At 42.9% G+C, this 21,935-nt stretch carries 17 protein-coding genes; 8 read left to right on the forward strand and 9 right to left on the reverse strand.

What is annotated here, in order from left to right:
• The first annotated feature begins 186 nt into the window (after positions 1-186).
• Together OCV36_RS09625 and OCV36_RS09630 are read left to right on the forward strand one after the other, a co-directional pair.
• Positions 187-1,440: an aromatic amino acid transport family protein gene (locus OCV36_RS09625; protein ID WP_017074598.1), complete on the forward strand. Its 1,254-nt coding sequence runs from the start codon at positions 187-189 to the stop codon at positions 1,438-1,440.
• Between the two features lie 120 nt (positions 1,441-1,560).
• Positions 1,561-2,922, forward strand: coding sequence for an L-serine ammonia-lyase (locus tag OCV36_RS09630; protein ID WP_004734717.1), 1,362 nt, complete (start codon positions 1,561-1,563; stop codon positions 2,920-2,922).
• 187 nt (positions 2,923-3,109) lie between these two features.
• On the opposite strand, the gene OCV36_RS09635 is transcribed toward OCV36_RS09630, so the two are convergent.
• From OCV36_RS09635 to queD, 3 genes are all read right to left on the reverse strand, one after another.
• Positions 3,110-4,252, reverse strand: a complete 1,143-nt coding sequence (locus OCV36_RS09635; protein ID WP_029224994.1) for an amino acid permease — start codon at positions 4,250-4,252, stop codon at positions 3,110-3,112.
• An 81-nt stretch (positions 4,253-4,333) separates the two neighbouring features.
• Positions 4,334-4,531, reverse strand: coding sequence for a hypothetical protein (locus OCV36_RS09640; protein ID WP_133151727.1), 198 nt, complete (start codon positions 4,529-4,531; stop codon positions 4,334-4,336).
• Positions 4,532-5,024: 493 nt separating this feature from the next.
• Positions 5,025-5,387: a 6-carboxytetrahydropterin synthase QueD gene (gene queD / locus OCV36_RS09645; RefSeq protein WP_017074600.1), complete on the reverse strand. Its 363-nt coding sequence runs from the start codon at positions 5,385-5,387 to the stop codon at positions 5,025-5,027.
• Between the two features lie 353 nt (positions 5,388-5,740).
• Here queD and OCV36_RS09650 point away from each other — a divergent pair, with 353 nt between their 5' ends.
• Positions 5,741-7,375: a methyl-accepting chemotaxis protein gene (locus OCV36_RS09650; RefSeq protein ID WP_135455026.1), complete on the forward strand. Its 1,635-nt coding sequence runs from the start codon at positions 5,741-5,743 to the stop codon at positions 7,373-7,375.
• A gap of 138 nt (positions 7,376-7,513) precedes the next feature.
• Here OCV36_RS09650 and OCV36_RS09655 read toward each other — a convergent pair whose 3' ends face one another.
• Positions 7,514-9,004 (reverse strand): SulP family inorganic anion transporter, encoded by a 1,491-nt coding sequence (locus OCV36_RS09655; RefSeq protein WP_135455028.1) that lies wholly within the window; start codon positions 9,002-9,004, stop codon positions 7,514-7,516.
• 738 nt (positions 9,005-9,742) lie between these two features.
• Here OCV36_RS09655 and asnS point away from each other — a divergent pair.
• Positions 9,743-11,143: an asparagine--tRNA ligase gene (gene asnS, locus OCV36_RS09660; RefSeq protein ID WP_017074603.1), complete on the forward strand. Its 1,401-nt coding sequence runs from the start codon at positions 9,743-9,745 to the stop codon at positions 11,141-11,143.
• A gap of 145 nt (positions 11,144-11,288) precedes the next feature.
• Here asnS and OCV36_RS09665 read toward each other — a convergent pair whose 3' ends face one another.
• From OCV36_RS09665 to OCV36_RS09680, 4 genes are all read right to left on the reverse strand, one after another.
• Entirely contained in the window at positions 11,289-12,449 is a 1,161-nt protein-coding gene (locus tag OCV36_RS09665; protein WP_135455030.1) for a trypsin-like serine peptidase, read from the reverse strand.
• A 1-nt stretch (position 12,450) separates the two neighbouring features.
• Complete coding sequence (locus OCV36_RS09670) at positions 12,451-13,128, reverse strand: hypothetical protein (protein WP_135455093.1); 678 nt, start codon at positions 13,126-13,128, stop codon at positions 12,451-12,453.
• A gap of 407 nt (positions 13,129-13,535) precedes the next feature.
• A complete protein-coding gene (locus OCV36_RS09675; protein WP_102553151.1) occupies positions 13,536-13,742 on the reverse strand; it encodes a hypothetical protein in 207 nt (68 codons plus the stop codon).
• A 216-nt stretch (positions 13,743-13,958) separates the two neighbouring features.
• Positions 13,959-15,362 carry an aminotransferase-like domain-containing protein gene (locus tag OCV36_RS09680; RefSeq protein WP_135455032.1) on the reverse strand — a complete coding sequence of 468 codons (1,404 nt, stop codon included), beginning with the start codon at positions 15,360-15,362 and terminating at the stop codon, positions 13,959-13,961.
• A gap of 218 nt (positions 15,363-15,580) precedes the next feature.
• Here OCV36_RS09680 and OCV36_RS09685 point away from each other — a divergent pair, with 218 nt between their 5' ends.
• From OCV36_RS09685 to OCV36_RS09695, 3 genes are all read left to right on the forward strand, one after another.
• Positions 15,581-15,880 carry a hypothetical protein gene (locus OCV36_RS09685; RefSeq protein ID WP_017074608.1) on the forward strand — a complete coding sequence of 100 codons (300 nt, stop codon included), beginning with the start codon at positions 15,581-15,583 and terminating at the stop codon, positions 15,878-15,880.
• 339 nt (positions 15,881-16,219) lie between these two features.
• Positions 16,220-17,722 (forward strand): HD-GYP domain-containing protein, encoded by a 1,503-nt coding sequence (locus OCV36_RS09690; protein WP_135455034.1) that lies wholly within the window; start codon positions 16,220-16,222, stop codon positions 17,720-17,722.
• A gap of 202 nt (positions 17,723-17,924) precedes the next feature.
• Positions 17,925-19,115, forward strand: coding sequence for an amino acid aminotransferase (locus tag OCV36_RS09695; protein ID WP_102553147.1), 1,191 nt, complete (start codon positions 17,925-17,927; stop codon positions 19,113-19,115).
• 131 nt (positions 19,116-19,246) lie between these two features.
• On the opposite strand, the gene OCV36_RS09700 is transcribed toward OCV36_RS09695, so the two are convergent.
• On the reverse strand, positions 19,247-19,888 hold the full coding sequence (locus OCV36_RS09700) for an outer membrane beta-barrel protein (RefSeq protein WP_135455036.1): 642 nt from the start codon (positions 19,886-19,888) through the stop codon (positions 19,247-19,249).
• A gap of 152 nt (positions 19,889-20,040) precedes the next feature.
• Between OCV36_RS09700 and OCV36_RS09705 the strand changes: the two genes are divergently transcribed.
• Entirely contained in the window at positions 20,041-21,930 is a 1,890-nt protein-coding gene (locus tag OCV36_RS09705; protein ID WP_017074611.1) for a DUF294 nucleotidyltransferase-like domain-containing protein, read from the forward strand.
• The last annotated feature ends 5 nt before the right edge of the window (positions 21,931-21,935 follow it).

Genomic DNA, 21,935 nt, shown 5'->3' on the forward strand with positions numbered 1-21,935 from the left:
AAAAACTAATGCCAAGCATGAACATAAATCACCTGTAGCACACCATTTTCGTGATCAAAAATCCGTTTTTCGCATATCATGTGACACGCCGTTTCAATACATGATTTAGATCTATTTTTTGCAGACTAAAATTATGCAGAATTAGCCCCAACTTATTTCCTGTTCCCAAAAAATGAGTAATTTAACATGAACACAACAACTTCTTCGGCAAATGCCGTTAAAGATTCAAGCAAGTTTAACTACAAAGATTTTACCTGGTGTTTATCACTATTCGGTACAGCAGTTGGTGCTGGCGTACTATTCCTTCCAATCAAAGCAGGTGCGGGTGGTTTTTGGCCACTAGTTATCCTTGCTCTAATCGCGGCACCAATGACTTGGTTCGCACACAAATCTCTAGCTCGTTTCGTTTTATCTTCTAAGAACCCAGAAGCTGATATTACGGATACAGTTGAAGAACACTTCGGTAAGACTGGCGCAAACCTTATTACTTTTGCATACTTTTTCGCTATCTACCCAATCGTTCTTATCTACGGCGTTGGTATCACCAACACGGTTGATTCTTTCCTAGTAAACCAAATGGGTATGGAATCTATTCCACGTCCTCTTCTTTCTGGTGCACTTATCCTTGCTATGACAGCAGGTGTTGTATTCGGTAAAGAGCTGATGCTTAAAGCAACTTCAGCAATGGTTTACCCACTAGTATTAGTACTACTAGCGTTATCTTTCTACCTAGTTCCTGATTGGAACACTTCAATGATGGAAACAAGCCCAGAATGGTCAGCAATGCCTTCTATTATCTGGCTTGCGATTCCAATCATCGTGTTCTCTTTCAACCACAGCCCAATCATTTCACAGTTCTCTAAAGAGCAACGTCGTGTATACGGTGACGACGCAGTTAAGAAAACTGACGCGATCACTGGCGGCGCAGCAATGATGCTGATGGGTTTTGTAATGTTCTTCGTATTCTCTGTAGTGCTTTCTCTATCTCCAGAGCAACTAGCAACAGCACAATCACAAAACATCTCGGTTCTTTCTTACCTAGCTAACGTTCATGAGTCTCCACTTATCTCTTACATGGGTCCTCTAGTCGCGTTCGCAGCAATCACTTCTAGCTACTTCGGTCACTTCCTAGGTGCTCATGAAGGTCTTGTTGGTCTAATCAAATCTCGCTCTGGTTCTTCAATCAGCACGATTGAGAAAGCATCTCTAGCGTTCATCGTTGTTACAACTTGGATTGTTGCGGTAGTTAACCCAAGCATCCTAGGTATGATTGAAACAATGGGTGCTCCAATGATTGCAGCTATCCTGTTCCTAATGCCTGTATTCGCGATGCAGAAAGTACCAGCAATGGCTAAGTACAAAACTTCAGCACCTGTGCAAATCTTTACAGCTTTATGTGGTCTAGCGGCTATTAGTTCTGTAATCTACGGCGCTCTTTAATCTCAAGCCTTTTTTATAAGATGGCATCCATCTTATATCGCGAGATTAGACAAAAAATATAATGATAATAAATGAGCCTCCCTACTCCCCTTGGGAGGCTCTCTTTTTGAGGTAATCGCTATGATTAGTGTATTTGATATCTATAAAATCGGTGTTGGTCCATCGAGCTCACACACAGTTGGACCAATGAAAGCGGGTAAAGAATTTATTGATGACCTACGTTCAATGGGAAAATTGCGCGACATCACTAAAATCACCGTGGACGTATATGGATCACTATCACTGACAGGGAAAGGTCACCACACCGATATCGCTATCATCATGGGTCTTGCTGGCAACACCCCTGAGAAAGTAGATATTGACTCTATCGCGGGCTTTATTGCACGAGTAGAAGAAACTGAACGTCTACCTGTTGGTATGCACTGTCATACTGTTTCGTTCCCTAAAGATGGCGGAATGAATTTCCATAAAACCAACCTTTCTCTACACGAGAACGGCATGAGCATTCATGCTTGGGTTGATGACGAAGTAGCTTACTCAAAAACGTACTACTCTATTGGTGGCGGTTTCATCGTTGACGAAGAGAGCTTCGGCAAAGAAGAAGAAAACCCGATTAAAGCACCTTACGAATTCACAACAGCTGAAGAGCTGGTTAATCAATGTAAAGAAAGTGGTCTTTCTATCAGTACACTGGTTATGAAAAACCAAGCGGCTTTCCACTCAGACGAAGAGTCTCGTACTTACTTCGCAAACATCTGGAAAACGATGCGTGAGTGTATGGATCGCGGTATGAATACTGAAGGTATCCTGCCGGGTCCATTGCGTGTACCTCGCCGTGCAGCTTCACTTCGCCAACTTCTGATTACTTCAGAAAAAACAACCAATGATCCAATGACGGTTGTTGATTGGGTGAACATGTTTGCATTCGCAGTAAACGAAGAAAATGCTGCCGGTGGCCGTGTTGTTACTGCACCAACTAACGGCGCATGTGGCATCATCCCTGCTGTATTGGCGTACTACGACAAGTTCATCCAAACGGTGACAGAGAAAGATTACATCCGTTACTTCGCAGCTTCTGGTGCGATCGGTGGTCTTTACAAGCGTAACGCTTCTATCTCTGGTGCTGAAGTTGGCTGTCAGGGCGAAGTTGGCGTGGCATGCTCTATGGCTGCTGCTGGTCTTGCTGAGCTTATGGGTGGTAGTCCAGAGCAAGTATGTATGGCTGCAGAAATCGGCATGGAACACAACCTAGGTCTTACATGTGACCCTGTTGCTGGCCAAGTACAAGTACCATGTATCGAGCGTAACGGTATTGCTGCAGTTAAAGCAATCAACTCGACTCGTATGGCACTTCGTCGTTCTTCTGCTCCTACTGTATCTCTAGATAAAGTTATCGAAACTATGCTAGAAACAGGCAAAGACATGAACGCTAAATACCGTGAGACTTCTCAAGGTGGTTTGGCTGTTAAGGTTGTTTGTTAGTTAGCATTAGTTTGCTAGTCAGCATTAACTTGTTGGTCAACATTAGTTAACAAGCCAACGCTTAACTCAGTCTGCTTGATAACGAGCAGATAATAAAAAGGAACGCCAATGCGTTCCTTTTTTTGTATCTAAAGCTTTTGTAGCTGAAATTTGGTAACTGATTTATTCAACCGACCAAATTGTTTTGTTAGATCACTTGTGAGATAAGCAAGAAGCAACCAAATAGCAATGAGAAAACCATCATTACGTTGCCACCTTCTGCGCGGTATCTATCATCAGCAACTTTCATGAAACGCTGCTTGTGAACCATAACTAAAGGAACAAACACGGCCAAGAACACCAAGATGATGCCCGCGTAGTTCAATACTTGTAAGAACTTGTCTGCTGCAAGTAATGAACCCGCCAACGGTAAGATGAAGCTAATACAATACGTTACCGCGGTGTTTTGGTTGAACATGTCTTTGTTCTGGTTGAACAACGCCATTGCCACACCAAAGAAAGAGGTCAACAACGCCAAACCTGTGAAAGTAGAAAGAACGTTACCCACCCAAGGAGATTGAGCTTCAAACGCAGCCATCAAGTCAGACACATTGTTAAAGCTTCTGAATTGCTCTTCACTCAGGTTACCCACTACCGCAAACAACCAACACAGGTAACACACTAATGGAATCAGAGAGCCTACGATCACCATATTGCGCAGTTGCTTGTCTGTCGCTTCGTGGTTGTAAGAAACCAAGGTTGGAATCACAACCATAAAGCCAAAACTGGTAAAGAGAATCGCGCTGGTTTTGATGAGGTCAACATGATCATGGCTTGTCACCTGCATCAAGTTCTCATGAGTCATACTTGGCGCCAAGAACGTCATGGTGACAAACAGACTGACTAACATCACAAAGAACAATGCACGGTTCAGCTTATCAATCACACCAGTTCCACTCGCCACCACGGCTCCGGCAATAAGCGTAAATGCAATTTGACCCGTTGTCGCACTTATCTCAACACCAAAGTTAGACAGCAACTTACTTAACAAGTCGCCAGCACCCAAGATGTATGCCATTAGCAAGCAAATCAGTAGCGCATAAAGCAACCCATTGGTAAGCAGTTGACCTTGTTTACCCAGCGTTTTTCGAGCAATAGAGTTCAATCCTAAACCGCCACCAGCTTTGATGGTCGCTTCTAGAAGTAATAATGCTGCGTAAGTGGTACCGAAACAGATCAATACCATCAGCAGCGTGCCGTAAAGCAATCCGAATTGAGCCAATACCATTGGGATCGCAAGCATACCAGCACCGAGAGCGGTACCAGCGATAATTAGGGAGCTCCCTATCATTTTAATATTCATTGTCTTTAACTTATTTGTTTAGTTTTTATAGATGTGAGTCTTCGTTCATCGATGGGATGACAAAGGAGTTCAGATAGAAATAAAGTTATAAAACGAATAACAATAGGAGCGATAAGCGATAAAGAAGCGTGCAGAGACGTTGTCGAACAGGGCGTTCAAAGGGGAGCTTGTCTTAAAAGAGGTAAAACGAGAATCATGAGTTTGCGTTAACTGATGTGGAGAACCTTCCGTAGGTTCGATGATCGGTGATGTAATCTTGAATTTCATGTATGTGTCCAGTAAGTCACATTCCATAGTATTTAAAGCAGCGTATCCGTTGCTGCCCTACCTCTCTCATAGAGGTCTTTTCATCTTATAGAATGGGTCTCGAAACACAACGCTATAACCACAATTTTTGCTATTAAATTGAACAAAATAGCCATTTGAGCATAAATAAACCACTAAACCGTATAAAGCAACAATCATTATTAGTAATAAGTTAGCCTCAGAAATACACCAAACCCATTAACAACAATGCTTGTACGCAGAATAACCCAAATAATAAGACAGGCACAAAAAAGGCGCTCTTGTGAGCGCCTTTCGTAACTTTGAAACTTTGAAACTTTGAAACTTTGAAACTTTGAAACTTTGAAACTTTGAAACTTTGAAACTTTGAAACTTTGAAACTTTGAAGACTATAACCTCAAAAGCGATATTGAATACTATCGTATTGAAGGCAATTACTTTAAAAATATAGCTTTGAAATTACAGTCTCGAAACCTTATTCACCGCGGTAGATACAACCGGCAGTGCATGTTTCTTTAATTTCAACTTTGCTTAGAAGCGGCAAGTTTGGTTTTAGCTCGTTCCAGATCCATTTAGCTAATACTTCACTCGTTGGGTTTTCTAAACCTTCAATGTCGTTCAAGTAGTAGTGATCAAGACGGTCGTAGATTGGCTTGAAGACTTCTTTAATTTCAGAAAAGTCGATTACCCAGCCTGTATGTGGATCAACTTCGCCTTCTACGTACAAACGAACAAGAAAAGAGTGTCCATGCAAACGACCGCACTTATGCCCTTCTGGCACGTGTGGAAGATGGTGGGCTGCTTCAAACATAAACTCTTTGTATAACTCAGATCTCATTGTGTTTCTCAGGCTAAAAAAATGACACGCAATTTTACGTAAAACCCTGTCACTTCACAAGTTCTATCAATAGTAAGCCTTCAAACTGATTTTATAAGACCAAACCTCACCAGCTACAGGTATTAATAAAATTAACATTTAAAGATTGCAAACACGGAAACAAGATCATACTTATCGCTATTTAATGATAAATTACTGACACTTACGCGCCAAAAAAACAACACAAACTTGCTACATCACAGAAACATAACCACAACCGGAGCATGGTCACACTATTTGTTATACCCCATAGGTAGTAGGATTTCTGACACGTAAAGTATGCGCGTCATTATAAATAAAAAAAATAACCCCCTATGCGCTCAACAATCACGTTCAAAATCCTGGTGGCTTTAGCCATCGTGTTTACATTCTTGCTTGCCATATCGACGTATTTTCAATATTCGCAACAGAAAGAGTTAGTTAACTCTGTACTCAGTGAACAATTGCACGATAAAGCGAGTAACTATTTCGATAGCCTTAATATGATGATGCTTACGGGCACCATGGCACAAAAAGAGACACTTCGTCAGAAAGCGTTAGCTCAAGAAGGTATTGAAAATGTTCGTGTATTGCGCGCTGATGCGGTGAGTAAGTTATACGGGCCTGGTAATGACAACCAAACGCCTGTTGATGATATTGATAAACGAGCGCTAGCGGGTGAAACCGTTATCGAACCCTTTTCTGCTGATTGGGGAAAAGGCTTGGTTATTGCTCTGCCAATGAAATCGAGCGAGAACTATCGTGGTACGAATTGCGTCGCTTGCCACATGGCACCTGAGGGTGAAGTACTGGGCGCAATACGTCTTGAATACAACCTAAACCATGTAAATTCATTGATTAACACTCAAACCATGGCTGCGATCGGTATCATGGCGGTGATCTCCTTTGCCGGATTCGTTCTTACTATGGGATTGATTCGTAAGATAATCGTTCGCCCGCTTCAACAAACCTCTCGCTTTATGACCCAAGTCAGCAGTGATAAAAACCTATCCACTCGGCTTCCAGAGCAAAGCAAAGATGAAATTGGTACGCTTGCTAACTCCATCAACTCGTTCATGGGCACTGTTTCCAACAGCTTAGAGAGGGTACAAGACACCTCGCACAAACTGAATGCTTCAGCCAACCAACTGACCAGTGTTGCACAAATTACCGAGCAAGCCGCCAGCGATCAACAAAACGAAACAGCTGAAGTACAAAACAATATCGAAGGGATACAGGCGCAGCAAGTCAATGTAGAACAAGCCACTTTAACCGCTTCAGAGCTCATCAATCATACCGCTGATGTGGCCTGTAAAAGTGCCAACCAAGCACATGATGCAAGTAGTGAGATAAAGAACCTAGTCAGTAGCATAGAAGAAGTGAAACACAAGATACTGACACTCAATGAGCAAACCGGAGAGGTCTCTTCAATATTGAGTGTGATTCGTGGCATTGCCGACCAAACCAATCTTCTAGCCTTAAATGCGGCGATTGAAGCGGCTCGTGCGGGAGAACAAGGTCGGGGCTTTGCGGTAGTTGCAGATGAAGTTCGCCATCTTGCATCGCGAACCGCAGAAGCAACAGGCAGCATTGAGTCAATCATTCATCAATTTCAACAAGGCAGCGAAGAGTCGCTGACTTCTGCCGATCGCGTTTGCGAACAAGCCCATCAAAGCTCAACTGATATCGACGCACTTTCAATTGAAATGAATGGTGTGGTCGAAGAGATGAAACAAGTCTTGGCTCACGCACAGAATATTCAGCAGCAAACACAATCCACCACACACGCGACTCAGGATGTTCAACAAAAGGTTGAAACCATCACTTATCACGCAGACAACACATCGCAGTCTGCGGCTGAGACTCGTGGAATCAGTAATGATTTAGAAGAGCTGTCTGATCACCTTGAATCTCTTATCAACCAATTCACCTTATCGAGCTCTAATACCAACGATAAAGGTCAGTCATAAGTCGGTAAAACTCTCCTACCGACATCAATAAAAAAGCGCTCAAAGATGAGCGCTTTATCTTCATAACAATGTCTAGTTCCGGCTTTCAGGCTTTCAGGCTTTCAGGCTTTCAGGCTTTCAAAGTACCTTAAACCATGATTAATGCGTAATGGAAACCGCGGTTAAATCTTTATGCTTGTGGTACATCGCGTGTTTGAATATCAGATTCGCACTCACGGTATCCATTCCTGCGACCTCTACATAAGCGCCTTTTTTACGGAACTTAAATACGACCTTATCAAGCGCCTCAACCGACGTGTTATCTAGGAACGACGCATCCGATATATCGATGGTCACTAAAGACGTGGCGTTGTCATAATCAAATAGATCGACAAAGGCATCCGAAGAAGCAAAAAAGACATGGCCTTTTACTCGATGAGTGGTGTGCAGTTCGTTGGTCACGACCTCATCGGATATAAAGACCATCGACTTGCTAGCATGCGCATAAAACAGAGCCGATAGCACCACGCCAACCGCAACACCTATTGCGAGATTGTGAGTAAACACCACCACCGCCACGGTTGCTAGCATGGTTACGTTAGTTGGGAGTGTGTGGTCTTTAAGCTCAACAACAGAACGCCATGAAAACGTGCCGATTGAAACCATGATCATCACAGACACTAAAGCGGCCATCGGTATCAGCTTCAACCAATCAGAAACAAACACCACCATCAACAACAAGACAACACCTGCAATTAAGCTTGATAACCTCGTCAAACCGCCAGATTTTATATTGATTATAGACTGGCCGATCATCGCACATCCCGCCATGCCACCAAATAAAGAGGCCACGATGTTCGCTACGCCCTGCCCTTTACATTCATTGTTCTTATTACTTTCTGTATCAGTCAGATCATCGACGATCGTCGCTGTCATTAAGGACTCTAATAAGCCTACGAGGGACAGAGCAATAGAATAAGGAAGTATGGTCGCCAACGTATCAAACGTGAATGGAATATTAGGAATTAAGAACACAGGCAGTGAATCAGGAAGCTTACCCATATCGCCAATTGTTCTGACATCCAAACCAAAGAGCAGACTGACGATAGTAAGTACTACGATGGCAATCAATGGAGACGGTATCGCACTGCCTAATTTAGGGAAATAAGGAAGCAGATAAATAATGGCTAAACCAAGAGCGACTAACAGGTAAACGCTTGATGGCACATTGATGAGTTCGGGGAGTTGCGCCATGAAGATAAGAATCGCGAGTGCGTTAACAAAACCCGTTATGACTGATTTTGAAACAAAGTTCATTAAGTTACCCAGCTTGAGATAACCCGCGGCAATTTGAATCACGCCAGCAAGGAATGAAGCGGCGAGTAGATATTCTAGCCCGTGGTCTTTAACTAAAGTAACCATTAACAGCGCCATTGCGCCCGTTGCTCCGGAGATCATTCCCGGACGACTTCCAACCAAAGCAGTGACGACACAAATACAGAAAGATGCGTATAACCCTACTTTAGGATCTACGCCTGCGATAATTGAAAATGCGATAGCTTCAGGGATCAATGCAAGTGCAACGACAATCCCAGATAATGAATCTCCTTTAACATTTGATAACCAGTGTTTTTTTAAATAATTAAGCATGTAATTCTCTTTTACTTATACAGTCATCCCTGCCTTGTTGAGACATAATTTGATCGACTGTTTTTCTTGAATGAGCGAGCGCTCGAAAAGTGCGGGTGTAGAGAGAATGCAGGGGCTAAGGCGGCGTAATTAACACGTGAATATTAAACTCCTCTGGTTTGTGATTGGTTTGCTATTGATTAAGTAAGCTCAAGCCGATTAATAATAGGTACGTAAGGTAAACAGTAAAAATTAAGCTAGCGAGTAAACATTAGACTAGATCGTAAGTATTAAGTTGGATCGTAAGCATTGAGCTAGCTTGAGCCGCGCCAATATAAAGTGAGTCTTGATGCAATCACACATTCATTATTGCAAACAAAGATTCCAAACCCATACCAGCTCGTCAACGGTTACGGCTATTCATTAAAACGGTTACTGCTATTCACTAAATCCGTTACTAACCTAGTTTAATAACCTAACTTCGGCATGACGTTTATAAACGTCTAACGGCAATTACACCGCATGAAATCGAACAAAAAAACAACCCTTAGTGGTTTTTATTGTCTGTAGACACAATATTTCTTTCGTCGAGCAAGAATAAAGGTTGAAGCTGTCCGTATGACAGGTAATATGTTCAATCGATTTAAAAAGTTTATACAACTCAATGTTTCGGCTAATTATTGTGCAAAAGTCTATTTATTTGTATTAATGCCAGTAACTTTGAGCTGAATTTGTCCCTCTATGGAGAATGAAACCAACATGACTTACGCGCCTGTAACAGACGTACTTGGCGGCAAGCTAGCGGTAGACAGTGAAGTAACTGTTCGCGGCTGGATCCGTTCACGTCGTGATTCCAAAGCTGGAATCTCTTTCCTTGCCATTTATGACGGCTCTTGTTTCGACCCGATTCAGGCCGTGGTTCCTAATAATCTTAATAATTACGAAGACGAAGTATTAAAGCTAACAACTGGCTGCTCTGTTGAAGTAACGGGTAAGATTGTTGAGTCTCCTGCGAAAGGTCAAGACTTCGAACTAGCAGCAACTGACGTTAAAGTTGTAGGCTGGGTTGAAGACGCTGACACTTATCCAATGGCTAAGACACGTCACTCTATCGAATACCTTCGTGAAGTTGCTCACCTACGCCCACGTACAAACGTGATCGGCGCAGTAGCACGTGTACGTAACTGTTTATCGCAAGCGATTCACCGTTTCTACCACGAGCAAGGTTTCTTCTGGACTTCAGCTCCGCTTATCACTGCATCTGATGCAGAAGGCGCTGGTGAAATGTTCCGCGTATCTACGCTAGACATGGAAAACCTACCTCGCACTGACGAAGGCAAAGTTGATTTCAACGAAGATTTCTTCGGTAAAGAGACTTTCCTAACTGTATCTGGCCAACTTAATGCTGAAGCTTACGCTTGTGCACTAAGCAAGGTTTACACGTTCGGTCCTACGTTCCGTGCTGAAAACTCAAACACAAGCCGCCACCTAGCTGAGTTCTGGATGGTTGAGCCTGAAGTTGCGTTTGCAGACCTTGACGATGTAGCGAAACTGGCTGAAGACATGCTTAAGTACGTTTTTGCTGCTGTTCTTGAAGAGCGCCGCGACGACCTTGAGTTCTTCGCTTCTCGCATCGACAAAGAAGCAATCACTCGTCTAGAGCAATTTGTAGACGCTGATTTCGCACAAGTCGACTACACTGACGCAATCCAAATCCTACTAGATTCTGGTAAGAAATTTGAATTTGACGTTGAGTGGGGCATCGACATGTCTTCTGAGCATGAGCGTTACCTAGCTGAAGAACACTTCAAAGCGCCGGTTATCGTTAAGAACTACCCGAAAGACATCAAAGCTTTCTACATGCGCTTAAACGACGACGGCAAAACAGTTGCAGCAATGGACGTACTTGCACCAGGCATCGGTGAAATCATCGGTGGTGCACAACGTGAAGAGCGTCTAGACGTTCTTGACGAGCGTATGATTGGCATGGGTATCGACCCAGAACACATGAGCTGGTACCGCGACCTACGTAAATACGGCACCGTGCCACACGCAGGCTTCGGTCTTGGCTTCGAGCGTCTAGTATCTTACGTAACAGGTATGGGCAACGTTCGTGACGTGATTCCATTCCCACGTACGCCACGCTCTGCTAACTTCTAATCTCAGCTTTCTTCTTTCATAGAAGTCAGTATAGATAGATAATTAAATAGATAAAAACCTCCGTATATACGGAGGTTTTTTTATACGCGCTTATTTATAAGGGCATGTTCATAAGCGCCTACTGATAAAAGCTTAACAGCTCAATCTACTCGACAGTACGAACCAAAAAGTGATCTAAAAGTATCTTCTCGCCCGTCTGTTCTAGCGGCTTAAATTCAATCACCATCTGATCACCCTTTTGCTCAAAGGCATTCACTTTAAAGAATAAACTATCCTTATCCGCCCTAATGTTATGAGCAACCTGACGACCATTTACAAACACATCAAAAGCGGGCGCTTTTGGGTTTGCAGGAATGACAGTTTCAAAAGTGTACGTTTCACCTTCTAGCGCATAAGCGGTGTTGTAAATACCGCCATCCTTCGTCCAATAAGTACCATTAAAGTCCATACTTCCAGCTTTCCAGTAACTGTAAAAGGCATGAAGATCTTCGATACTGTTCTGGGTCGTTGGCGTCCATCTTACGTCACCAAGATTTATTGGCTTCGAGTAACTAAACCCATGCGTTCTCATATCGCTTTTTAGAGAGTCTAATCTCCCCAAAACATCATCGAATGTATCTTGCCAGCCTAGCTCACCATAATATTGAAGGCCTATCTCCCCAATAATGTAAAGCTCGCCTTCTCTCTCAATCGTAATACCAGATCCCGAATCCCCATGGATAATCAGCCATTGAAGATTGCTTTGAGGCATTATCACCGGGTCATATTTATATTCAGCTAACCATTTCTTATCTGCGTCGTTGTACTTAACAAACTTTTTGCCACCATTACGTCCGTTATAGTTACCAAAGCCAACACTGTTTACTTCATAGATTTCAGAATGGTCAAACATCCCTTTCTCTGGTAACTTCGCGGGCTTAATACCGGTGATTGGCGTGTCTAAGCGCACCAGAGCGAAATCATAAATGCCATCGGTGAATTCATATTCGCCCCACTCTCCATCAGGGTCGGTGGTCGCACGTGATGTATGAATAACGTTGTACTTACCGTTCTCATCTTTTTCATAAGAAGAACAAGTTACCGCATTCTCATAACCTTCGCTTTTAGACCCGGATACATGGTTAGCAGTAATCACCCAATATGGGTCAATCAACGTTGCCGAGCCGGCATTCATGTGACATGCAAAATCGAATTGAGTTTGTAGAGCGAACGTTTTGTGTTGAGTGACCGAACGATCCATTTTTCCGAGACCCGCGTGCGCAGAAAAGGTCGCTACAATTGCTGATGCTAGAATGATTCTTTTCATGTTACTCAACCTCTCTCAACTGGATAGCCTCAATAGCGTGATAGCCTTGTCTCGATTCAAAATCAAACTGCCTATATTGGCGTGAATATGAGATTTCAACGATGTCATCTGGAGATTGGGTTTCAAAGGTGACGATGTTTTTTACACTGGTCATGTGAAAGGAAATATCATTTTTGATAGTGTTACATTGCTTTTTAATACACGCCGTCACATTGGAAGAAGACAGCCAGTTGTGCGTGTACAGTTCAACTGAAAAACGCCCTTGTTTCCCCGGTTTAACATGAAAATCAAAACCACCAGTACCTTGAATTAGACCAGCAAAAGATAGTTCCTGTTTATAATCGTTAGAGTCACCGCCTTGCCAGTAATAACGATTGCCAAAGGCGTTTTTACTATCTGAATTAATGATCTGCTTTAATTCACCACTAACGGTTACATCGCTTATCAGATCAATATTTTCTTTCTCAACTCTTTGATGATCACCATACAAAAATGCCCAATCCAAACCATTTAGATCCACCTCTCTTGCGTAACGATACTTTCCCTCATCAAGCTCATAGCCGATAAATTCACTGTAAATAGACAATCTATTAGTGCCAACTTCCGAAAAATTGCTTAGTCGATTCAAATCAACATGGAGTTCGCTTGCTGAAGCATTGGTGGCTAACAAAGCCAACATGCACAGGTTTGTTTTTGTATATTTCAATCTCATCATCCCGTATCCCAATTAGTTATAACCAATTGTAATAAATGGGAAATTTAAACCTGTAAGGTACTGTAAGCCTTTATTTAAATCACTTTTATCGTATAACGACCAATAATTGACATGAATGTATGACAATGAAAGGTGGGCTCTGGTTATTTCCTAGCACAACCAATAAGCCAAGTTTTTGACTAAAGGTGATGCATATTCCAAATAATCACCATTTCGCGCTTACAAAGACTTACAAAGCCTGTGGCATTAAGGTATGAGATAGTCTTCAGAGCTAAGCTTTAATGCAGCTATTCAAAAATTCAGGCCATTTAAAACGAAAAAGCCCTGCCAAATTCTGGCAGGGCTTAAAATAGTTCGACTGAATAATCCGCTTAATCGACATCTTGGTCGATTGCGTATTTGATGGCGAAACCACAGATTGCCATCATAACGAATGGGATCGCTGCCGTTGTATATTCAGCCCAAGCCATATCTGCGAATGCTTTTGCCAGTAATACATGGCCGATAATAAGCAGAAGTGCGCACACAATAGCCACTATAATTAGCTTAACTTCGTTTCCCATAGTCACTCTCAACATAACGGTATCTCCAAAATTTGGTCTACCGTTATTGAAGCACAACTCTTTGATCAATAAGGCGTACAGTTACAGAGGAATCAGTCCGTACAGTTGAAATCATTCGCTGTTTTATGAGTGACTTAGCCTTTTGGACGGTTATATCGCTACATCTTTATCTAGCGCTATACCTATATACCGCTAGATCAACCGCAAGCTAGGCGATGAGTCATAAGCAGCCTATTGATGAGTAAGCTTATGCGCCAGTTTTCCAAGCAGGATAAGCGCTTGTTCTTTCTCTTGCGTCAGTTCATAAGAGAAATTCAGTCTAATGGCGTTATCCACTCTGCCCTGTTCACTAAACAGATCGCCTGAAGCGACGCTGATCCCCTGAGCAATCGCCAATTGATGGAATTTTTGGCTATCAAAACTCTCGGTAAAACGAATCCAAACAAAATAACCACCGACGGGCTGTTCAATTTGGATAGAGTGCGGGAAATACTGCTTGATCACGCTGATAAAATCTTCTTTTCTCATCAACAGGTTTTTACGCAATTTACGAAGATGATTGTCATAGCTTTCATGCGTTAGAAAGTGTGCGACACCAAGCTGAACAGGCGCACTGCTTGATAATGTAGAAAGGAGCTGAAGCTTTTGAATGGCATCGTTGAAACGAGTATTAACAACCCACCCCACACGATAACCTGGGCATAAACTTTTTGAATACGAACCACAAAGCAGAACAGAATCGGTCTTATCGAAGGCTTTTAGTGGCTTAGGCTTATAGCCTTCGAAGTAGAGGTCACCATACACGTCATCCTCAATAATGTAGGTTTCGTGTTGTTCTGCAATCTCTACCACACGACGCTTCGCCTCTTCAGACAAACTTGTTCCCGTCGGGTTTTGAAAGGTTGTCATCAACCAACACGCTTTCACGTTTTGAGTTTTCAACGCGTGTTCAAACTGTTGGAGATTCAACCCATTAACAGGGCATACATCCACTTCAATAGGGTTAAGCCCTAACCTCTCAACGGCCTGCAATGCACCATAAAATGCGGGGGACTCAATAACAACATTGTCACCTGATTTGGTAACCGTTTGCAAACTCAAGTTGAGCGCTTCCATTGCGCCCGAAGTAATCACGATGTCTTGATGATTCACCGTAATACCTTGCTGTAAATAACGCTGCGCAATTTGCCTTCTCAGTGACTCACTGCCCGGAGGTAAATTATTAATGACACTCGCGCCAGTCATTTTTCTGCCAGCACTCGCGAGATTTCGGGTCAAGGTAGGTAAAGGGAACAGATCAGGGTCTGGGAATGCTGAGCCAAAAGGAATCACACCTTCTGCGGAACTCGACTTCAAAAAGTCAAACAAACGGTCGTTAATCGCTTTCTTCTCACGCGCTGACGGCACTTGGCATTCCACACCATCTATTCTGGGCGCGACAAAATAGCCCGATTGAGGCTTAGCGATGATCCAGCCTTCACTTTCTAACAATTGATAGGCTTGTAGAACAGTACTATTACTGACGTTGTAATTTCGACAACTCATGCGCACAGAAGGGATCTTCTCCCCGGATCGCCAAGTGTTGTTGGCAATCTGAGTTCGAATGTCCTTTGCAAGCTCTTCATAACGCGCCATCTAATTGTACTACCTAGATAAATTTATAAGCCGGAGATTTTATCACTAACGTTAACAACTATTGCTGCTATCCATATGATTACCCCTGATTTCTATAATTGTGTGAATTGGTTCACAGATAACTTTGTAAGCTTTGCTAAGTTTGTACTCAAGGCGGGAGCCAAGTTCGCTCTGTGCCTCTATAATTTGATGTAACCCAAAAAACATGCGAGATAACAATGAAAAAAATAGAAGCAGACCAGTTAAGTTATAAAGGAGAGTCAAACGGTGTTCATAGTTGGACAACACCGAGTGGCCAGCCATATTACTGGCACCCAGATTGGCTACATATCGCTGAAGATGCAACAGGTTCACATCCAAAGCAGAAAATCGACATCGACCAAGATAAAGCTCCAACTCAGAAACACGCGGTATCTGCAATTCTTAAGCACCTAAACCAGTGGGCAACCGACAAACTGGCGTCTCACCCTGATATTGAAACAAGCTCTATTGAAGCTGAAATCAATCTAAAAAAATAATACGCAATGAGGCGTATCGGCTTTGACTGTTTTCACGAACGAGCAAGCCAAGATCGATAACTGAATAGCCTCGAATCTCTATCGAGGCTATTCACATATACGCATAGTAATGCTGCAATAATCCCCACTTAGTTAACAAATCACTTACACACACCAATTTCTTGTATCATTCAGCGAAAGCTATCGATAGAATTTCTGGTCCTATTTACGCAAGTCATTCAAGTTGTGTATATTTCAAAGCAAGCAATGCGTCTTGCAAAGTAAAATATGCGTACTTAAAACTCGTGAATCTAGTAAGAATTATACAGACCAGAAACGAAACTGAACAAAGGCTTATCGATGGATACATCAAACTATAATCAATCGCTAACAACCCAGCTATATGCCATCGCTGGTGTGCTTTTTGGCACCTATGGCAGTCGGGTATGCCCTATGCTCGACACCTTAACGACGTTAGAAATTTTCACTCAAGTGAGTGTCGTTTTTGCCTTAGTCTGGTTTGTGCGCCATTACCTATTAGCCCGCCATGCTTTAGTTAAACAAGGTCGGTTTGCGCAGCTCGACACCTTGTTGTTTTTTGCTGCTAGTGTCCCTTTTGCGCTTTATTACAACTTAAGCTATGACTTCACCATCGATAGCAATTTAAAAGTGCTCTTTGGAATGACGTTATTTGGCTTCTTTACTGGAAGCATTCTTCAGTTGAAAGCTAAGCTTGCGCAAATGGACAAAATGGAACAGTCTGGGCAGTTTGACTTCCAACTGATTGGCGAACGAAGTTCATTGGTTAAACAAATGGTCGGTTTAGTCATCGTACTTCTGATCACGCTGACCACAATGCTGACTATGGTTGCCGTTAAAGATATCTTTTGGTTAGAATATAACCCAGCTCGCTTACTGGACGGCACAGGTAAAGTCAGCGTGATTAAAGAGTTCATCTACCTTGCGTTGGTGCTTGGTGGATACGCAATAACCATCATGACATTGTGGAGCAAGTTGATTAAACGCGTTCTCCTGAGCCAAGAACATGCATTGAACAAGGTAACTAAAGGCGAGCACGGCGTTCGTTTGCCTATTTTTGGCTATAACGAACTGGGTTCCATGGCGTCAATGACCAACACCATGTTAGATAGCCTTGAAACCGCACAAAACGAAGTAAAAACCACACGTGACGTAGCGATTGTTAGCTTGTCTGCCCTTGCTGAATCTCGAGACAATGAAACGGGTGCCCACATTCTGAGAACTCAAGAATACGTTAAGGTACTCGCACAAGAACTCAGCAAATCTGAAACGCACTCTGCTTTGTTAACACCAAATTATATCGAGTTGCTTTATAAGTCGGCTCCCCTGCATGACGTCGGCAAGGTGGGTATCCCTGACAATGTTTTATTAAAGCCGGGGAAATTAACCGACGAAGAATTTGAAATAATGAAGGGCCACCCGGCAATTGGCGCTGAAGCCTTGTCTATTGCAGAAAAGCAGTTGGGAAGCTGCTCTTTCTTACAAGTCGCGAAAGAAATATCACTGACTCACCATGAAAAATGGAATGGCAGCGGTTACCCCAATCAACTGTCTGGAGAAGCGATCCCTTTGTCTGGTCGATTAATGGCATTAGCGGATGTCTATGACGCGCTAATATCGAAACGAGTTTATAAGCCAGCCTTTACTCATGAGCAAGCCAAGCAGATCATCTTAGAGGGCAATGGGACGCATTTTGACCCGCAAGTTGTACTCGCGTTTCTTGCCGTTGAATCGCAATTTGTAGAGATTGCCGCGATCTACAAAGATGGCAAAAATGTTCAGAGCGAACTTGAGCGAGAAAGCTTCATTGCTCAACCTGCATAATCCTGTCAAAAAGCACTAACTTCTTACGCCCTATAGGTTAATCCGTAGGGTGTTTTGTTATCAAATACCCTCTCTAGTCAATTAATCTGATTGAAATGGATTTTTTTTGGTCTTTCTGTTCACTTCGTATTGTCTTAAAAATTTCATACAGGTATAACTACCAATAGATACTATCCCCTCTCAATTGACATGGATGAAGATTATGTTTGAAAAAGTGCTAGCTGCTCCCGCCGACCCTATCCTCGGCCTTACTGAAGAGTTTAAAAAAGACTCTCGCGCAGAAAAAATCAACCTTGGTGTTGGTATTTACAAAAATGAAGATGGTCAAACGCCTGTTCTTAAAACAGTAAAGAAAGCAGAAGCTTCACTTCTTGAAAACGAAAAAACCAAATCTTACCTAACAATTGAAGGTACAGCTGAATACGGCCTAGCGGTTCAGAAACTTCTTTTCGGTTCAGACGCAGAGATCGTAACGTCTCAACGCGCTAAAACAGCACAAGCTCCAGGTGGTACAGGTGCACTTCGCGTAGCGGGTGAATTCATCAAGCGCCAACTAGGCGACGCAAAAATCTGGATCAGTAACCCAACTTGGGCTAACCACAACGGCGTTTTCGCTGCTGCGGGTATCGAGACAGCTCAATACAGCTACTACAATGCTGAAACAAAAGACAAAGACTTCGCAGGCATGGTTGCTGACCTAGAGAAAGCTTCTGAAGGCGATATCGTTCTTCTTCACGGCTGCTGTCACAACCCAACAGGTATCGACCCAACAACTGACGAGTGGGAAGTGCTAGCTAAACTGGTTGCTGAGAAGAAACTGCTTCCTTTATTCGATTTTGCTTACCAAGGTTTTGCAAAAGGCGTTGAAGAGGATGCAGCTGGCCTGCGTATTTTTGCTCAATACAACAAAGAGATCCTTGTTGCTAGCTCATTCTCTAAAAACTTTGGCTTGTACAACGAACGTGTGGGTGCATTCACTCTAGTTGCAGAATCTGCAGACGTAGCTACTACAGCATTTTCTCAAGTTAAGAGCATCATCCGCTCTATCTACTCTAACCCACCAGCGCACGGTAGTGCTGTAGTAACTCACATCCTTGGTGATGCTGATCTACGTGCTGAATGGGAAGCGGAAGTGGCAGAAATGCGTGACCGTATCCAAGAGATGCGTGAGCTATTCGTAACAACACTGAAATCTGAAGGTGTTGATGCAGACTTCACATTCATCGAGCGCCAAAACGGCATGTTCTCGTTCTCTGGCCTAAGCAAAGAGCAAGTAACCCGCCTGAAAGACGAATTCGCTATCTACATTGTTGGTTCTGGCCGTATCAGTGTTGCTGGCATGACTAAGTCAAACATGGGCCCTCTATGTAAAGGTCTTGCTGCGGTTCTTTAATCGTAAAGCGAAACCTGTACGTGCAGACCGATAGATATGCAAAAGCCAGCGAATAAGCTGGCTTTTTTGTATTTAAAATTATGATCTCAGTTGCTTTGATAAGTTGACAAGATTATTGATAAGTTAACAAGTTAGTACTCTAAGAAAAACTCCACCCCTAGCTCGTTAGTACGCTCACTACGAATCTTACCTTCGCCATCTCGGTGTTGATAAGAACCACCAATCGCAAACTTGTTGGTCACTAGATAGCGTAAACCTAGGTGATAGATCTCTTCGTCAAACAGGTCACTTCGGTTAACTTGCACACTGCCATTAGCAATCCAACGTTTCGCAAAACCATAGTTGAGTTCAGCTTTTAGACCTTGGATAAACTCCGTATCTGAAGATTCAGTTTGATTCGTATCATTGTCTTCAACCTTACCTTTAGTAATACCAAGCAAGTAGGAAGCAACGAGATCGAGATCTTTTCGGATACTATAACGGTAACCAGCACCTGTCATTAAAGTATCAATACGAGTGGTAGTTTCATCTGGATGAATGAAGCGTGCGCTGTAGTCACCCAATAACAACCAATCATCAGTCATCGTATAACTAACACCCAACCCGTACGATGATGCATTATTATTACTACCCGCATCTTCATTCAAACTACCCGAATGAGCGGTCGCGTATATGTGGTCATAATCCAGAATGTTTACATCTCCAGACACTGCCCATGAGTTCGAAGAAAACACTGCAATTACTGATACTAAACTTAGCTTCCACATCGACATTCATATCATCCTTTAAAAACGCTCTCCGATTTATTAAAAGGTTAGTCTATCCATAAGACTTTAAAAAGGTTTTAGCTCACAGATTGATTTGTCACGGAAAATTATTATCAAATGTTGTACCATGAAATCATACAAACTAATGGATGATCATTATGGATGCTGAGTTATTAGAGATTCAGAACTTTCTGGCACAATACCCACCTTTCACGGAGCTCCCTGAAGAGATCTTGATGAAAGTGACCAGTAGCGTGGAAATTTCTTATTACCGCCAAGATACACCTATCATTCACTTTGGTGACCAAATCCATGACCTCTATATAGTTCGAAGCGGTGAAGTAGAAGTCTACCGTCGTAAAGGCGAACTCTATAACCGCCTTGATGAAGGGCATTTGTTCGGCCAAATGGGCCTGTTGACCAACAACAAAGTTCGTTTCCCGGTCAAAGCGACCGAAGACACCCTACTCTATTGCATCCCTGAACCGATTTTCCAAGAACTCTACGACAACTACGACTCTTTTGCCGATTTCGTTGAAGTGGAAGATAACGCCCGCCTTCGTCAAGCCAACTCAGATAGTAACGATGCCAACGACTTATCAACATCGAAGGTTAAAACGCTGCTCACTAGCGAAGCTCCGATGATCGAGAAAACGCGTACGATTCAACAAGCCGCCACCATGATGGCTGAGGATAATGTGTCTTCTTTGCTGATCATCGACCCAGATATCGTTGAAGATGACGAAGACGACTCAACACCTGTTATTGGCATTATTACTGACCGTGATTTATGTACACGAGTGCTCGCTGAAGGGCTCGATCCATCAGATGAAGTTTCTAGCGTAATGACGCCCGAGGTTATCTCACTCGACCATAATGCTTATGTATACGAAGCCATGATGACCATGCTTCGCTATAACGTACATCACCTACCAGTATTAAAAGATAAGAAGCCAATTGGCATTATCGAAGCAACTGATATCGTGCGTTACGAATCTCAAAACTCCTTGTTACTGGTAAGCAGTATCTTCCAACAACAGAGTATTGAAGATCTCAAAGTACTTTCTGAGCAAGTAAAAGACAGCTTCGTTCGCCTAGTAAACGAAGATGCCAACGCGCACATGGTTGGTACGGCGATGTCGGTAATTGGCCGTAGCTTTAAACAGCGTATTATCGAGCTTGGTGAAGAAAAATTGGGTAAAGCACCCATTCCCTATTGTTTCCTTGCGCTCGGTTCAATGGGGCGCGATGAGCAATTGCTCGTAACAGACCAAGATAATGCCATCATTCTCGACGATACCTACGACGAGAAAAAGCACGGTAAGTACTTTGAAGAGTTATCAACCTTCATTTGTGATGGTTTAGACCAGTGTGGCTACGTTTACTGTACTGGCGACATCATGGCGACTAACCCCACTTGGCGTATGACTCGTCGACAATGGGAAGAGTGCTTTGCTGATTGGATTGATGATCCAAACCCGAAAGCGCTATTGAATGCTTCGATCTTCTTTGATTTGGATGGCGTGTATGGCCGATTAAAATGGGCAGAACAATTAAACAGCTTTATCATAAGACGTGCTCGTAAGAACAACCGCTTCTTAGCGTGTCTTGCTCGAAATGCACTCAACCGCACACCACCATTAGGCTTTTTCAAAGACTTCGTTATGGAAAAAGATGGTCGCCATAACAACTCAATCAACCTTAAGCGACGTGGTACTGCGCCGCTTGCAGATCTGATTCGTGTACACTCTTTAGCGGTGGCTTCTCGCTCGAAAAATTCATTCGAACGTTTGGATGACATTATCGACGCCGGTATTTTGCCTAAAGGTAGAGCACAAGATCTCAAAGATGCAATGGAGTTCATCTCTCTGGTTCGGATCAGACACCAAGCACACGATGTCGACAACAATATTGAACCTGATAACAACATCGAACCCGAAAACCTTTCCGATTTTGAACGTCGTAACTTAAAGGACGCATTCCAAATTCTAAGCAATGCACAAAATTTCCTTAAGTTCCGTTATCAAGCTAGCAACAAGTTTAAGTAGTGATC

Origin of the sequence: Vibrio echinoideorum, assembly GCF_024347455.1 — a bacterium.
Taxonomy (GTDB): domain Bacteria; phylum Pseudomonadota; class Gammaproteobacteria; order Enterobacterales; family Vibrionaceae; genus Vibrio; species Vibrio echinoideorum.

Bases quoted from the DNA above. Each gene is read 5' to 3' on its own strand.
- OCV36_RS09685 (WP_017074608.1), top strand. From the start codon at position 15,581: ATGAAAAAAATAGAAGCAGACCAGTTAAGTTATAAAGGAGAGTCAAAC.
- OCV36_RS09705 (WP_017074611.1), top strand. From the start codon at position 20,041: ATGGATGCTGAGTTATTAGAGATTCAGAACTTTCTGGCACAATACCCA.
- queD (WP_017074600.1), bottom strand. From the start codon at position 5,387: ATGAGATCTGAGTTATACAAAGAGTTTATGTTTGAAGCAGCCCACCAT.
- OCV36_RS09690 (WP_135455034.1), top strand. From the start codon at position 16,220: ATGGATACATCAAACTATAATCAATCGCTAACAACCCAGCTATATGCC.
- OCV36_RS09635 (WP_029224994.1), bottom strand. From the start codon at position 4,252: ATGATAGGGAGCTCCCTAATTATCGCTGGTACCGCTCTCGGTGCTGGT.
- OCV36_RS09655 (WP_135455028.1), bottom strand. From the start codon at position 9,004: ATGCTTAATTATTTAAAAAAACACTGGTTATCAAATGTTAAAGGAGAT.
- OCV36_RS09675 (WP_102553151.1), bottom strand. From the start codon at position 13,742: ATGTTGAGAGTGACTATGGGAAACGAAGTTAAGCTAATTATAGTGGCT.
- OCV36_RS09650 (WP_135455026.1), top strand. From the start codon at position 5,741: ATGCGCTCAACAATCACGTTCAAAATCCTGGTGGCTTTAGCCATCGTG.
- OCV36_RS09695 (WP_102553147.1), top strand. From the start codon at position 17,925: ATGTTTGAAAAAGTGCTAGCTGCTCCCGCCGACCCTATCCTCGGCCTT.
- OCV36_RS09640 (WP_133151727.1), bottom strand. From the start codon at position 4,531: ATGAAATTCAAGATTACATCACCGATCATCGAACCTACGGAAGGTTCT.
- OCV36_RS09700 (WP_135455036.1), bottom strand. From the start codon at position 19,888: ATGTCGATGTGGAAGCTAAGTTTAGTATCAGTAATTGCAGTGTTTTCT.
- OCV36_RS09625 (WP_017074598.1), top strand. From the start codon at position 187: ATGAACACAACAACTTCTTCGGCAAATGCCGTTAAAGATTCAAGCAAG.
- OCV36_RS09665 (WP_135455030.1), bottom strand. From the start codon at position 12,449: ATGAAAAGAATCATTCTAGCATCAGCAATTGTAGCGACCTTTTCTGCG.
- OCV36_RS09680 (WP_135455032.1), bottom strand. From the start codon at position 15,362: ATGGCGCGTTATGAAGAGCTTGCAAAGGACATTCGAACTCAGATTGCC.
- OCV36_RS09670 (WP_135455093.1), bottom strand. From the start codon at position 13,128: ATGTTGGCTTTGTTAGCCACCAATGCTTCAGCAAGCGAACTCCATGTT.
- OCV36_RS09630 (WP_004734717.1), top strand. From the start codon at position 1,561: ATGATTAGTGTATTTGATATCTATAAAATCGGTGTTGGTCCATCGAGC.
- asnS (WP_017074603.1), top strand. From the start codon at position 9,743: ATGACTTACGCGCCTGTAACAGACGTACTTGGCGGCAAGCTAGCGGTA.